This window comes from Pauljensenia sp. 20925_1_25 (assembly GCF_041433955.1).
Lineage (GTDB): Bacteria > Actinomycetota > Actinomycetes > Actinomycetales > Actinomycetaceae > Pauljensenia.
Genome location: NZ_JAPWCL010000025.1, coordinates 20276 through 34985, shown reverse-complemented (window position 1 = coordinate 34985; position 14710 = coordinate 20276). Strand labels below are relative to the sequence as shown.

General features: G+C 65.2%; 11 protein-coding genes and 1 tRNA gene. 2 read left to right on the top strand and 10 right to left on the bottom strand.

The window, feature by feature from the left end; all coding sequences use genetic code 11:
- Nucleotides 1-471, top strand: a 471-nt coding sequence (locus O3932_RS09545) for an IS3 family transposase (RefSeq protein ID WP_371538033.1), incomplete at its 5' end; no start/stop codon positions are given.
- A 55-nt stretch (nucleotides 472-526) separates the two neighbouring features.
- Here the strand turns inward: O3932_RS09545 and O3932_RS09540 are convergent.
- The 9 genes from O3932_RS09540 to leuC form a co-directional block, all read right to left on the bottom strand.
- Nucleotides 527-602, bottom strand: a tRNA-His gene (locus tag O3932_RS09540).
- A gap of 91 nt (nucleotides 603-693) precedes the next feature.
- Entirely contained in the window at nucleotides 694-1611 is a 918-nt protein-coding gene (locus tag O3932_RS09535; protein WP_009647528.1) for a RimK family alpha-L-glutamate ligase, read from the bottom strand.
- A gap of 91 nt (nucleotides 1612-1702) precedes the next feature.
- On the bottom strand, nucleotides 1703-2839 hold the full coding sequence (locus O3932_RS09530; protein ID WP_371538031.1) for a D-alanine--D-alanine ligase family protein: 1137 nt from the start codon (nucleotides 2837-2839) through the stop codon (nucleotides 1703-1705).
- 50 nt (nucleotides 2840-2889) lie between these two features.
- Complete coding sequence (locus O3932_RS09525; protein WP_371538028.1) at nucleotides 2890-3909, bottom strand: NAD(P)H-dependent glycerol-3-phosphate dehydrogenase; 1020 nt, start codon at nucleotides 3907-3909, stop codon at nucleotides 2890-2892.
- A 299-nt stretch (nucleotides 3910-4208) separates the two neighbouring features.
- Nucleotides 4209-4985, bottom strand: coding sequence for a lysophospholipid acyltransferase family protein (locus O3932_RS09520; RefSeq protein ID WP_371538026.1), 777 nt, complete (start codon nucleotides 4983-4985; stop codon nucleotides 4209-4211).
- Nucleotides 4986-5097: 112 nt separating this feature from the next.
- On the bottom strand, nucleotides 5098-6066 hold the full coding sequence (locus tag O3932_RS09515; RefSeq protein WP_371538038.1) for a diacylglycerol kinase family protein: 969 nt from the start codon (nucleotides 6064-6066) through the stop codon (nucleotides 5098-5100).
- 4 nt (nucleotides 6067-6070) lie between these two features.
- Nucleotides 6071-7396, bottom strand: a complete 1326-nt coding sequence (gene murA, locus O3932_RS09510) for a UDP-N-acetylglucosamine 1-carboxyvinyltransferase (protein WP_009647515.1) — start codon at nucleotides 7394-7396, stop codon at nucleotides 6071-6073.
- A 70-nt stretch (nucleotides 7397-7466) separates the two neighbouring features.
- Complete coding sequence (leuD, locus tag O3932_RS09505; protein ID WP_314568644.1) at nucleotides 7467-8099, bottom strand: 3-isopropylmalate dehydratase small subunit; 633 nt, start codon at nucleotides 8097-8099, stop codon at nucleotides 7467-7469.
- Nucleotides 8100-8173: 74 nt separating this feature from the next.
- Nucleotides 8174-9574, bottom strand: a complete 1401-nt coding sequence (gene leuC / locus O3932_RS09500) for a 3-isopropylmalate dehydratase large subunit (protein WP_034504389.1) — start codon at nucleotides 9572-9574, stop codon at nucleotides 8174-8176.
- A gap of 172 nt (nucleotides 9575-9746) precedes the next feature.
- Between leuC and O3932_RS09495 the strand changes: the two genes are divergently transcribed.
- Complete coding sequence (locus tag O3932_RS09495; RefSeq protein WP_296504737.1) at nucleotides 9747-10484, top strand: IclR family transcriptional regulator; 738 nt, start codon at nucleotides 9747-9749, stop codon at nucleotides 10482-10484.
- Nucleotides 10485-10567: 83 nt separating this feature from the next.
- Here O3932_RS09495 and pulA read toward each other — a convergent pair whose 3' ends face one another.
- Nucleotides 10568-14644 carry a pullulanase-type alpha-1,6-glucosidase gene (gene pulA, locus O3932_RS09490; protein WP_371538021.1) on the bottom strand — a complete coding sequence of 1359 codons (4077 nt, stop codon included), beginning with the start codon at nucleotides 14642-14644 and terminating at the stop codon, nucleotides 10568-10570.
- Nucleotides 14645-14710 lie beyond the last annotated feature (66 nt).

The window sequence follows — 14710 nt, the reverse complement described above, 5'->3', positions numbered from 1 at the left end:
GATGTCACCGAGTTCACGCTCTCCTTCGGTAAAGCCTACCTCGCTCCGGTCTACGACTTCGCCAGCAAAGAGATCGTGGCCCACTCCATCTCCATGCACCCCAACCTCGCCCAACAACAAGAGATGCTCCAGATACTCATGGACGCCAAGCCCCAAGGAGCCGAGCCGATCTTGCACTCAGACATGGGATGGCAGTACCAACACGAGACCTACATCAGAACGCTCGCCGACAACGGTTTTATCCAAAGCATGTCACGCAAAGGCAACTGCATCGACAACGGCGCCACCGAACAGGTCTTCGGGCACCTCAAGGACGAGTTCTTCCGCGGCCAGGACTGGCAAACCTTCGAAAGCTTCAAAGCCGACCTCAACGCCTACATCACCTACTGGAACACACAAAGACGCCAAGTAAAGCTCAAGGGCCTGACCCCGGCAGAATACCGAGATCAGGCCCTCCAGCAAGCCGCATAACGGCTACCATTAAACGCGTCCAAGTTCCGGGACGCAGTTCAAAGCGCCGGGGCATTGGGGTGGCTGACGGGACTCGAACCCGCGACGTCCTGGACCACAACCAGGTGCTCTACCAACTGAACTACAGCCACCATCGCGTCGCCTTGAAGGCAACGGGTAGAGCTTAGCACTACCCAGACGAGCTTGAAAACTCGAGAGACACCTTCACGGCGGTGGCGTGCATCACCAATGGGCGCGCGAGGAGATCGCGTCAGCGAAATTGCCCAGGGCACCCGGCGTCGAGCCGAGGTAGAGGTCTGCGTCCACGAGGGAGACCTCCATAACCAGGAAGGATCCCTTGCCGTCAGGAACCAGGTCCACGCGGTTAAAGAGGAACAGCTCGTCGTGACCCAGGCGGGCTCGCACGTAGTCGTGCAGGACACGGCGGATCTGCTCACCCCATGTCCACGCGACGGAGTCGGCGGCCTCGGCGGTCACCACGGCCTCGTGCATCTCGGGGTTGGTGACGGAGGCGGGGTGCAGGGCCGAGCGCTTCTCAACGGCGTGGGAGACCAGGCCATTGAAAAACACGAGCGAAATCTCGCCATGCAGGTCGATTTCCTCGACGTAGCGCTGGAGCATGACGGAGCGCCCCTCGCCCAGCAAGCCCTGCACCTGGCGCATGGCGGCCTGACGCTGGCAGATGTCCACAGTCGTGTAGCGGCCGATATCACGCACGCCGGAAGACACGGCAGGCTTGACGACGAACTCGCCGAAGGCCGGGAAGCGCGTGTGGATCTGGTGCTTGGTGAGCTTCTGGGAGGGTTCAAGCCAGTTCGTCGGAATCGTCGGCAGCCCCATCGCCGCGAGTTCCTTCAGGTAGTGCTTGTCCGTGTTCCAGTTGAGCACGTCCTTCGAGTTCTGCACGCGTTGCAGCTGGCGCGTCCACTCCAGGAAGGCGGGACGATCCTGCGCGTAGTCGGAGACAGAGCGGACGACGACCATGCCAGCATCGGCCCAGTCAACGTCGGGATCATTCCAGACCTTGATCTGCGGGTCGCATCCGCGCGACGCCAGTTCGTCAAGCAGTCCTTCTTCGCCGGGGAAGAGATTGGGCAGTGCCTGACACGTCACCAGCGTGACTTTAGGCTTGGTCGTCATGTGGGTCCTTTAGGGTCGGGATTGTGAGAATGGACGAGGTCGGGGCGCGGCCGCGGGACACGCGCAGATGCGGGTCACCGCGGCCGTTCCCTCAGCGCAGCCCCAGGGGGCGCTGCGACGCTTCGGTGAGCAGTTCGCTGAGCAGGTCCGGGTAGGACATACCGGCGGCCGCCCACATCTGCGGGTACATCGAAATGGGCGTGAATCCGGGCAGCGTGTTCACTTCGTTGATGATGACGGTATCGGTGTCCTCGTTGAGGAAGAAGTCGACGCGAGCCAGGCCCTCGCATTCGAGGGCATCGAAGGCGCGCCACGCGGTCTCGCGAATGCGCTGAGCGTAGGCGGGAGGCACGTCGGCCGGGCAGGACAGACCAACGACGTCGTCCACGTACTTGTGTTCGTAGTCGTAGAACTCGCCTTCGGGCACAACGATCTCACCCAGCGGCGAGGTGCCACTTTGCCAGTCGGGGCGCGAGCCGAGCACGCCGCACTCGACCTCGCGACCGGTCACGGAGGCCTCGACGATGATGCGCGGATCATGGTTTGCGGCTTCCTTGATGGCGACGGACAGATCCTCGCGGCAGGTGACGCGCGAGATGCCGACGGAGGAGCCGGCGCGGCAGGGCTTGACGAAGACGGGGAAGCCGAGGCGCTCGATGCGGTCCATGCACGAGGCGGGGTCGCTCTCCCACTGACGGGCAGTAATGCAAACCCAGCGGCCCACGTCGATACCGGCGGCGGCGAGCACCGTCTTGGTCAGGTGCTTGTCCATGGAAATCGCCGAGGAGGTCACGCCGCATCCGACGTAGCGCACGTCGGCCATCTCGAAGAGCCCTTGGATCGTGCCGTCCTCACCGTAGGGGCCGTGCAGGAGCGGGAAGACGATATCGACGTGGCCGAGGTCTTCGACGCCCACGACGCGGGAGTCCTTATCCGAGGGGTCGCCGTCGTAGGTGAGTTCGACGAGGTTGCCCTCGCCCGGCGTGAGTGCCACGCGGGTAGAACCCGCTGTCACGGTCTGTCCCTTGCCGTCCTTGAATGCCCACGCCGACGGGTCGTCGGCGACGCGCACCCACTGGCCGTCCCGCGTGATACCCAGCGGGATCACGTCCCACTTGGTGCGGTCGATGGCCGTGAGGATGCCGGCAGCCGTGGCGCAAGAGATTTCGTGTTCGGAGGAGCGTCCACCGAAAACGATGAGGACGCGAGGACGAGTTGGTGCAGTCATAGGTCCAAGCCTACCGCGCGTCAGGCTTTCCCCGCCCGCGCGTGCACCTTTTAGACCAGTTCGATCTTCCACCCATCCATCTTCTGCGGGCGTGCCAAGAGCATGCGCCCCATGTCTGCGATGGTCGCGCGTCCCTCGACAACTTCGACGACAGCGCTGGTGATCGGCATGTCAACGCCGACGGAGGCAGCGACCTGGAGGATCGGCCCCGCCGAAGCGACGCCTTCGACGACGCCCGGGGACAGGGCCATAGCCTCGTCCAGGTCCATGCCCGAGCCGAGCCGGTGACCCAGGGAGAAGTTACGCGACAGGCGCGAGGAACAGGTCGCGACGAGGTCTCCGATACCGGACAGGCCCGCGAAGGTCGCGGGGTCGGCCCCCAGGGCGGTGCCGAGCCGGGTCATCTCGGCCAGGCCGCGCGTGATGAGGGTCGAGCGCGTGTTGATGCCCAGACCCATGCCCTCAGCGGCACCAATGGCGACGGCGATGACGTTCTTCGTCGCACCCGCCATCTCGGTTCCCACCACGTCGGCCGAGACGTAGGGGCGGAAGTAGGAGTTGTGGCAGGTCCGCGCGATCTCCTTGGCCAGCTCGACATCGGTGGAGGCGACGACCGTCGCGGTGGGCTGGCGCTCAGCGATTTCGCGCGACAGGTTCGGGCCGGAGAGCACGGCGATGCGACTGTGGGGCACACCCGAGGCATCGGCAATGATCTCGTCGACGCGCTTGAGGGTGCCCAATTCGAGGCCCTTAGCCAGGGACAGCAGGGCCACATCGGGCACGAAGGACGCGCGTGCGGCTTCCAGTGTCGCGCGCACGGCCTTGACGGGGACGGCGACGACGACCAGCGGCTTACCTGCCACCACCTCTGCGATATCCGTCGTGGCCGTAATACGCTCAGACAGCGTGATGCCCGGCAGATACGTCGGGTTTTCGCGACCGTTGATAAACGAAATCGTGTCGGTGTTGCGCCCCCACATGGTGACGTCCACGCCCGCATCCGCAAGCACCTGAGCGAATGTCGTCCCCCACGCTCCCGTTCCCAGGACCGCTGCTGTTGTCATACTCATCGTGACCTCCCTGTCCAGCTCAGTCTACTAGGATGGGAAAACTGTCACACCCCATGGAGAGGCTTTGTCTCACCGTCGTGTCGTTCTCACCGCCGGGCACGCCGCCGCTATCCTCGCGCTCGCCGCCTGCACGCCCGCGTCCCCGCAGGTACAGGCGAGCACACGGCCCGCCCCGGCCTCGTCCGTCCAGGTCTCCTCCCCCACCCTCCAGTCGGGCACAACCGGCGAGGCGAGCGATCCGGGCATGGACGTGACAACGCCGATCAACGCGGACACCTGGACGTCGTCGATATCCGGGACTAGCCCTTCTTCTTCGCGGCCTTGGCGGCCTTCTTGGCGGCCTTAGCCTGCTCTTCCTCCCACCAGGGGCCAGCCTGCGTGGCGGGGTCCCACACGCTGTCGGGCACGGGCAGTCCGCGCAACTGGCCGACACCCTCACGCACCGCCTGAAGGATGCGCGCCGTCGCCGCGTTGACCGCGTCGTGGTCCTCGGACCCGGCGGGGCCGATCAGGTCAGACAGGTCGACGGGCGCGCCGAAGTGATAGGAGATGCGCCGACCCGGACGCATATCCATGCCCTTAGCGTTGTAGGGGGCCATGATGTCCTGCGGCCCCCACTGGGACAGGGGGATAACGGTAACGCCCGTGTCGAGGGCCAGGCGAGCGGCACCCGACTTGAACTCCATCGGCCACTGGTCCGGGTCGCGCGTAAGCGTTCCCTCAGGGTAGATACCGACGACCTCGCCTGCCTCCAAGGCCTCGCGCGTGGGCGCCAGGACAGCCGAGGGATTCGAATCACGGTTGACGGGAATCAGACCCATGCCCTTGATAATCCAGCCGAACACCGGGACGGAAAACATCGACTTCTTCGCCAGGAACCGCACCGCAGTGTTACGCTTCATGAAATACCAGCACAGACACAGGGGATCGACGTTCGAGAGGTGGTTGGAAACCAACAGGAAACCACCCTCCGTGGGGAGGTTCTCCTCGCCGGTGACGGTGAACTTCACCCAGGGGGTCATGATGGGCGTCAACACGCCCTTCGCGAAGGCGTAGAAGCCGGAAACTGCACTCATAGGAACATTCTAGGGGGACCACTCCCCCACAGCGCAAAACCCATGCTCTGTCTTACGCAGCAACCGAGCGCAGCTCACACGCACGGTGGGCGCGCCGCACGCGACGACAAGCTCAGACCAGGACGGAGACGACGCCGGGAGCCACGTCCACGGTGAAAGGAACCGACGCAACCCGATCCCCGTCCGCCATCGCGATCATGCCGACGGGTGCCACGAAAGACACCATGCGCGCGGTCTCAACCTCGATGGCCGGGTGGTTCTTCGCCCGACCACCCACGACACGGGCCAAGATCGGCAGGGCACGCGCGACCGACATCGGACCCACGTGACACACCTCGAGGATGCCGTCGCTCATGTCCGACGACTCCACCAGCGTGATACCCCCACCAAAGCGCCCCGAGTTCGACACGGAGGCAAGCCAGCCGCTCAGGTCACGTTCGCGGCCGTCCACCGTCGCAATGATCTCAGTGGGTTCGTGCGAGGCCAGGGCCGCGAAAGCGCCGTAGCCGTAGGCCAGCGGCCCCGACGTCAGCGACGACTCGTTCGCCAAAATGTTCGCGCGCGCGTCCAAACCTACCGACACGACGCCGAGCGCCAGGCGCACACCGTCGCGCGAGCGCACCCACATGCCGTCCAGGGGGCGCACACGCTTCGCCAGCAAGTCCGCGCTATGACGGACCCGCCCAGCCACGGCCTCGTTCCCCGAGGAGGCGGACGCAAAGCCGAGACGAGCCAGATCCCGGGCACGCGCCAAGGGGTCGGTGCCGATACCGAGCGCACGGCACAGATCGTTACCGCGCCCGCCCGGCATGGGCGCGAAGATGGCACCGGACTCGTGGCACCCGCGCGCGACCGCACTCAGGTAGCCGTCCCCGCCCAGGGCCGCCACGATCGCGTCGGCGGCTACCTGGCCGGCGAGAGCCGCCGGGTCGTCCCCGGGCGTCGTCAGGCGAACAGCGACCTCCCAGCCGCCGCTGCGCAAAATCCGCACAATGCGAGGCCCCAGGCGCACGCTGCGCCCGCCCGCCGACATCGACGAGACCAGCAACAGAATGCTGCGACGCACTCCCCGCCCGGCCATGTGCTCAGGCGTCCAGGTAGCGCACGCGCGCATCCAGCTTGTGGAGCTTGCGCGTGAAGTGCTCGTAGCCGCGCGAAATCACATCGATACCGGACACGGTGGACGTGCCCGTCGCGGTCAGCGCGGCGATCAGGTGCGAGAAGCCACCACGCAGGTCCGGGACCACGATATCCGCGCTGTGCAGCGGGGTCGGACCCGAGATGACCGCCGAGTGATAGTAGTTCTTCTGGCCGAAGCGACAGGGCGTGCCGCCCAGGCACTCGCGGTAGACCTGAATGTTCGCGCCCATCTTGCGCAGCGCCTGGGTGAAGCCGAAGCGGTTCTCGTACACGGTCTCGTGAACGATGGACAGGCCCTCGGCCTGTGTGAGCGCCACCACCAGGGGTTGCTGCCAGTCGGTCATGAATCCAGGGTGCACGGCCGTCTCAAGCGCGATCGAGTGCAGCGGCTCACCCGGGTGGTAGAAGCGGATGCCATCGGCGTCAATATCGAAGGCGCCACCCACCTTGCGGAAGGTGTTGAGGAACGTCGTCATGTCGGGCTGATGGGCACCACGCACGTAGATGTCACCGCGGGTGGCAAGGGCAGCCGCACCCCACGAGGCGGCCTCGATGCGGTCCGGCAGGGCCGTGTGGCGGTAGCCGGTCAGCTTGGCCACGCCCTCGATTCGGATGGTACGATCCGTGTCCACGGAGATGATCGCGCCCATCTTCTGCAGGACGTTGATCAGGTCAAGGATCTCAGGCTCGATGGCCGCGCCCTTCAGGGTCGTGATGCCCTCGTTGCGCACGGCGGTCAGCAGGGTCTGCTCGGTCGCGCCGACGGACGGGAAGGGCAGCTCGATGATCGCGCCGTGCAGGCCCGTGGAGGGTCGCTTGATGTGCACACCGTCGGGCTGCTTATCAATGATTGCGCCGAACTTGCGCAGCGTATCGAGGTGGAAGTCGATGGGGCGACCGCCGATCGCGCATCCGCCCAGCTCGGGGATGAAGGCCTCGCCCAGCTGGTGCAGGAGCGGGCCGCAGAACAGGATCGGGATACGCGAGGCACCCGCGAGCGTATCGATATCCGAACGCGAGGCGATCTTGACGTTGGAGGTGTCCATACGCAGCGTGCCACGGTCCTGATCAAAGTCGATTTCGACGCCATGCAAGCTCAGCAGGTTCGAGACGACATCGGTGTCGCGGATGAGCGGGACGTTGTAAAGCTCGGAGGGGGTGTCGGCCAGCAGCGACGCGACCATGGCCTTCGGCACGAAGTTCTTGGCACCGCGAACGGTGATCTCTCCGTGGAGGGGATGACCGCCTTCGACTTGCAGAATGGATGGCATGGGGGAACTCCTCAATATGACGTAACTGGCCCCTACTCTAGCTAGGTAGGGGCCAGTGTGCGCAGTGCGTTCAGTCGCGTGCGGACAAAACCTCTTGCTTTGGTAAGAATTTCGCCGGCAGCGTGCGCGGCTTGAAGGAGGGACGCGCGGCCTCGTAAGTCTCGATCTCCTTCTCGTGGCGCAGGGTGAGGGCGATGTCGTCCAACCCTTCCATGAGTGTCCAGCGCACGTAATCGTCGATTTGGAAGGTGCCCGAGATCGCACCGGCGCGCCAGGTCTTGTCCTCCAGGGAGACGGTGACCTCGGTGCCGGGTTCGGTCTCGAGGAGCTTCCACAGGGACTCGCAGTCCTCCTGGGAGATGATGCCGGTCACCAGGCCCTGCTTACCGGAGTTGCCGCGGAAAATATCGGCGAACTTGGGGGCCAGGACAACGCGGAAGCCGTAGTCCTTGAGCGCCCACACGGCGTGTTCACGCGAGGAGCCGGTGCCGAAATCGGGTCCGGCGATGAGGACGGAGCCGTTCTTGTAAGCGTCCTGGTTGAGGACGAATTCGGGATCGTTCCTCCACGCGGCGAAGAGGGCATCCTCGAAGCCCGTGCGGGTGACACGCTTCAAGTAAACGGCGGGGATGATCTGGTCGGTGTCGACATTGGAGCGGCGCAGCGGGACGCCGACGCCGGTGTGGGTAATGAACTTTTCCATGGTGCGTCAGTCTTTTCTTCCGTGGGGGACGAGGCCGTGGCCCTCCCCCGTGATCGGGTGGCGGAGGGCGGGCCTCAGAGGTCGGCCGGGGAGGACAGGGTGCCTCGCACGGCGGTGGCGGCCGCGACGAGCGGGGACACCAGGTGCGTGCGGCTGCCCTTGCCCTGGCGGCCTTCGAAGTTTCGGTTGGACGTAGAGGCCGAGCGGTCTCCCGCGTTCATGGTGTCAGGGTTCATACCCAGGCACATGGAGCAGCCGGCGTTGCGCCATTCGGCACCGAAGTCCGTGAAGATCTTGTCGAGGCCCTCGGCCTCGGCCTGCAGGCGCACGCGGGCGGAGCCGGGCACGACCATGACGCGCACACCATCGGCCTTGTGGCGTCCCTTGACGACACTGGCGGCGGCGCGCAAGTCTTCGATGCGACCGTTCGTGCAGCTGCCGATGAAGACCGTGTTGACGGCGATCTCGCGCATCGGGGTGCCGGCCTTGAGATCCATGTACTCCAGGGCGCGCTCGGCGGCCGCGCGGGCGGTCTCATCGGTGAAGTCTTCCGGGCTGGGGACTGCGGCCGACAGTGGAACGCCCTGGCCGGGGTTGGTGCCCCAGGTGACGAAGGGCTCGATGTCAGCGGCCTCGAGGACGACCTCGGCGTCAAAAACGGCGTCCTCGTCGGAGGCCAGGGAGGACCAGTACTCAACGGCGCGGTCCCAGTCTTCGCCCTCGGGGGCGTGGGGGCGGCCCTTGATGTAGTCGAAGGTCGTCTGGTCGGGGGCGATCATGCCGGCGCGGGCACCCGCCTCAATCGACATGTTACAGATCGTCATGCGGCCCTCCATGGAGAGCTCGCGGATCGCCTGCCCACGGTATTCCAGGACGTAGCCCTGGCCGCCGCCGGTGCCGATCTTAGCGATGACAGCGAGGATGATGTCCTTCGCGGTCGAGCCTGCGGGCAGGGAGCCGTTGACCGTGATCGCCATGGTCTTGAAGGGGGCCATCGGCAGGGTCTGGGTCGCGAGCACGTGCTCGACCTGGCTGGTGCCGATACCGAAGGCCAGTGCGCCGAAGGCACCGTGCGTGGAGGTGTGGGAGTCGCCGCACACGATCGTCATGCCGGGCTGGGTGAGGCCCAGCTGGGGGCCGACGACGTGAACGATGCCCTGATCGGCGTCGCCCAGGGAGTGCAGGCGTACGCCGAACTCCTCGGCATTCTTGCGCAGCGTGTCGATCTGCGTGCGGCTCGTGATGTCTGCAATGGGCTGGTCAATGTTGACGGTCGGCGTGTTGTGATCCTCCGTCGCGATCGTCAGATCGGGGCGGCGAACCTTGCGTCCGGCCAGGCGCAAGCCCTCGAAGGCCTGGGGACTCGTGACCTCATGCACCAGGTGGAGGTCGATGTACAGCAGGTCGGGCGCGCCGTTCTCACCCTTGGAGACGATGTGGTCGCGCCACACCTTTTCGGCCATCGTTCCGCTCATTGTTCCTCCTCTAGCCTCCCTTTTGGAGACACTGTGTCAGTCATGCTTCGAACCCAATCGAAGCGCTTTGACCGCGTGTCAACCGCCCCGATCTCACGTCTCGGACACTCCTTTGACCTGTTTCACTATCCGGCAGTTTGCCATCTCAATTAATGAGATATTAAATAGTTGTATGGACGAGCAAACATCCAGTGGCGTTGGCGTTCTCGATAAAGCTGCGCTGGTTCTCAGCGCTCTCGAAGCGGGACCCGCAACCCTCGCACAACTTGTCACCAGTACCGGGCTTGCACGCCCGACTGCTCACCGTCTGGCTGTCGCCCTCGAATATCACCGCATGGTAGCCCGCGACATGCAGGGCCGTTTCATTCTGGGTCCCCGCCTTCAGGAACTCTCCTCCGCGGCTGGCGAAGACCGCCTCCTCCAGGCTTCCATGCCTGTCCTTCAAGCCCTACGCGATCACACCAAGGAATCCTCCCAGCTCTTCCGTCGCCAGGGCGACTACCGCGTGTGCGTCGCGGCCTCCGAACGCGAAATGGGCCTACGTGACTCGATCCCCGTGGGCGCCACGCTCTCCATGAGCGCCGGATCTGCCGCCCAGGTACTGCTCGCCTGGGAAGAACCCGACCGCCTGCACCGAGGCCTGTACGGCGCTTCCTTCAACGCAACCATGCTCTCCGAGGTACGCCGACGCGGCTGGGCGCAGTCCGTGGGCGAGCGCGAACCCGGCGTCGCCTCTGTCTCCGCACCCGTGCGCGGGCCGTCGGGTCGAGTCCTGGCTGCCCTGTCAATCTCCGGCCCCATCGAGCGCATGGGCCGCCAGCCGGGCCGCCAGCACGGCCCATCAGTGATGGCCGCCGCCAACAGGCTCTCCGAGTTTCTCGCCACCGTCGAGGACGCTGCCGACCTCTGAGCGATAAAAGCCGCGAACAACACAAACGGGCGGGCCGGGACGAATGAGTCGTCCCGGCCCGCCCGCGTATCGCCGCTGGCACCTCAGGGCACGAGGCGCCCGTTGGCGTCAAAGGTATAGGCGGTGCCATCCACGACGACGCGGCCCGTTACCATCGCCCCGGAGGGCTGGCAGTAGAACCAGGATTCGCCGTCCTTGACCCAGCCGGACGCCATATGGCCATCACCCGTCAAGAAGTACCAGGTGCCGCCCAGCTTCAGCCAGCCGGTCGCCATCGCGCCACTGCCGTGCAGGTAATACCAGGTATCACCCAGGTGCTGCCAGCCGGTCGCCATCTCACCGGAGCCACTCAGGTAGTACCAGGTGCCGTCGTCATCAAGCCAGCCGATGGCCATGACCCCCGTCTCCGGATCCAGGTAGTACCAGGAGCCGCCCGTCGCGGTCCAGCCGGTCGCCATCGGTCCCTCGGGAGCGTAGTAGCGCCACAGGCCCTCTTCCTTGTCCCAGCCGGTCTTCATCCAACCGGCTGCGTCGAAGGCGTAGGTCTCACCGCCCAACTGAACGCGCTCATTCGCAGGGAACGTGCCGTCCGGGTAGCTCAGCCACCAGCACCCGTCAGCCGCGCGCATCCACGTGCCATCCTCGGCGATGGGACCAGGTTCAACCCGCTCCCCCGCTGCCTGTGTGAAGACAGCGACCGTGCGTGCGGGGACCGTGACGACACCCGTCTTCGCCGAGAAGGATGCCTCCTTGACGACGGAGTCAGCGCCCGTGGCCTGAGCGTCATGCAGCTTAAAAACACGACCAGCCAGGCCGTCGACGCGCTGCGTCAGCTGCTTGTCCGTCGCGTTAAACACGACGAGCGCACCGTCAAGGGCCGGATCAACGTCCGTCCCAGCCCCGGCCTCGTCGTTGATGAGCATCATGATCGTCCCATCCACGGCCTCGGGGCCAGAGTTCGGGAAGGTCACCTTCTGGTTGATGAGCTCAGCACTGCCCAGCGTGAACAGACGCGAAGACGAACGCACGCGCAGGAAGTCCATCGCGATCTCCGAGGAGGCGTCGATCTGCTCCGGGGCCGGCTTCAGATCGGGATTCTCCAGCAGGGGACGCATATGGTCCCAGGCCGCGCCGTTCTTCGACTTGACGGGCAGGCCGCGGCCGAAGCCATTGTCCTTCATCGTCCAGTCAATCGCGTTGAAGTGATCACCGGAGTTGAAGGAATCACGATCCAAGGACTTCGAGCGCAGCATCTCTGTACCCGACGCCCAGAACGAGGGCGACTGAGCCAATGCCACGGAGGCCTGACTGATCAGCGACATGCGCACGCGGTGCTCCATCGGAGCGTCCGCGGGCATCTTGTAGGTCACCAGATCGAAAAGCGTCTCATTGTCGTGGGCGTCCACGTAGTTGACGTTCTCCGCAGGCTGGGACGCGAACCCCGCGCCCTGACCGTTGTAGTCCAGCTGCGACCCCTTCACGGTCTGGCCGTCGTAGGTCGTCAGCGTGTAGTCCTTCAGGTTGCCCGCAAGCCCCAGCTTCACGAGATCCACGCGATGCAGGTAGTCCGCGCGACGCTCCGCGTCGGAACGTGTGTCGAGGCCGTTGAAGTCCGAGAACGCGCCCGAACCGAAGCCCTGCATGACGCGGTGATCGTCATCGAAGGGGCCGCCGCCGTGGACCGCATCGCGCAGACGGTCGTTGAACGCGCCGATGCCGGTGCCGTCCAGCTGGCCCTGCGTGGCCTGCGTGAACAGCGCGTTGTTCGCGACCTCACCGAAGTTCCAGCCCTCGCCGTAGATGTAGAGTCGCGATCCGTCCACGCCGTCCTTCTCGAGGGTGAGCTGCGAGAGAGCCTCCTTGGCACGCTTCATCTCTTCGGCCGGGTGGTGACCCATCAGGTCGAAGCGGAAGCCGTCGACGTGGTAGTACTTCGCCCAGTGAATCATCGAGTCGATCATGAGGCGTTCACTCATGACATTCTCGGTAGCAACATTCGAACAACACGTCGATGTCTCGACTTCACCGGAGGCGCTCAGACGCTGGTAGTAGCCCGGAACGACGCGGTCGAGCACCGAGTGAGCATCTTGGCCTGCGGCCGGCGTGTGATTGTAGACCTGGTCGAGGACGACCTGCATACCGATGTAGTGCAGACCGCCGACCATGGAACGGAACTCGCGGATACGCGCGCCGCCGTTCTGGTGCCACACGGTCGCGTACGATCCCTCGGGGGCCATCCAGTGCAGCGGGTCGTACCCCCAGTTGTAGGCGTCCTGATCAGCCACCGCGGACACGGCCGCCTGTTGCGCCTCATCCGCAGGGCCAGCGTCCTTCGGGATCGCGGGGACCAGCTGCTCGGAGCGCTTCTCAGGAATCGTCGCAATATCGAAGGTCGGCAGGAGGTGCACCGTATTCATGCCCGCAGATGCCAGCTCCGTCAGGTGGCGCATGCCGTTGGACTGGTACTGCGTAAACGCCATGTAGGTGCCGCGCATGTCCTCGGGGACAGACTTGTCGGCCGCCGAGAAGTCACGCACGTGCAGCTCGTAGATGGAGCGCTGTGCGTCGTCCTCGATGACGGGGGCCTTAGTGTTCTTCCAACCGTAGGGGGCAATTGCGGGGTTATCCATGTTGACGGCAACCGAGCGCGTCGAATTCGCGGTCAGGCCCACCGAGTAGGGGTCGGTCACTTGATTAGTCTCCACGGCACCGGTGGAGGGCACGTAGACGCGCACCTCCCACAGGTACTGGGCCCCTTCGGTGATGGCACCGTCGGCATTGTCGACGCTCCAGCGTCCGTCGTCGGTGCGCGTCGCCGCGGTCCGCACGGGCGCGCCCGACACCTCGGGGTCAGCGCCGCGCGGAGTACGCGTGTTCCACGACAGCAGGGTCACGTCCTTGGCGGTGGGGGCCCACAGGGCGAAGGTCGGCTTGCCCGCGTCGTTCCATCCCACGCCGTACGAGGCCTGGGCGGCCTTGGGCGCGTAGATGGAGTCGAGCGCAGGGGCGATCTGCACACCCGTGAAGGCATTCACAGTCTCACCGGACTTCTGCGCGAGCATCACCTGTCCGGTGAGCGCCTCGCCCGCCCCGGCCTCGTCGAAGGGGGCCTTCAGGGCGATACAGCCGTTGAGGTTCGGGTGAGCCATCGTGACGTCCGCGGGCAGGTCGCCGGCGACGGTCAGCGGCGTGAGGGTCGCTCCGGTGATAGCACCGTCCGTCAGGGCAGCACCACCCTCGGGCGCGGTGACCAGCTCGTAACTCAGCTTCGCGGAGCCGTCAAGAACCTGGGCACGCGTGACTCCCTGGGGCAGCAGCGAGGTCGGCCACGCCAGGGTTGTGGCATTGACCCAGTAAGCGCGCTGCTCGCCGACGCCGACAACGGGAACGTCAGCGGAGGCGATGTCCAGCTTGTGGGTCGCGGAATCGTAGGTGAATGTCACGAGCTTGTTCGCCTTCGTCGCAAACTGGTAGTTAGCACCACCGGCGGCACCATCTTGCCCGTAGTTCTCATCCCACGAGCCGCCGACAGCAACCTTCAGCTCGTACGTGCCCTCAGGCAGTGCCCTCGTCTCGTAGGTGTAGGTACCCCCGCCCACAGGCTCCATGAGCGGGGCCAGGCATTCAGGCTTCCAGTTGTCGGCGCAACCTAGGTCCTTTTGGAAGGAACCCGGAAGCGTCACCATCTGGTCGGAGACGTTATTCCACACGCGGTGAGTCGCGTGGTTGTAGTAGAAGGTGACCGCAGTCTCTTCCTTCAGAGAGTAGGCGATGTTCGCTCCCCCGGCTGCTCCCCCTTGGCCGTAGGAGGCATCCCACGAGCCGCCCTCGGCGACCTTGTACTCGTAGTCACCCGCGGGCAGAGTGAATGTCGCGGTGTAGACGCCCGTCGCGTCGCGCGTCAAAGCGGCCTTAGCGCAGTCGGGAGCCCAGTCGGCGTCGCACCCCATCGCCTTATTATGGTTACCAGGGATTGTCACCAGGAGGTCGTCGCCACCGGTCGCACCCTCCGTGTCGACGGTCTCCGCACCCGCGTCCTGATTTGTTGCCTCCTCCCCTGGCTCAGCCCAGGCTGCCGGGAGCGCGCCCCCCATCAGCGCAAGCGCAGCGCCTACGCCCAGGGCTCGACGCAGCAGCGTCCTGTTGTGTCGGTCTGTCACGAAAGACTCCCTCGTCCAAAACGATCCCCCCTACGGGGGCTGGTTACAAGGTTAGACACTGTGTAA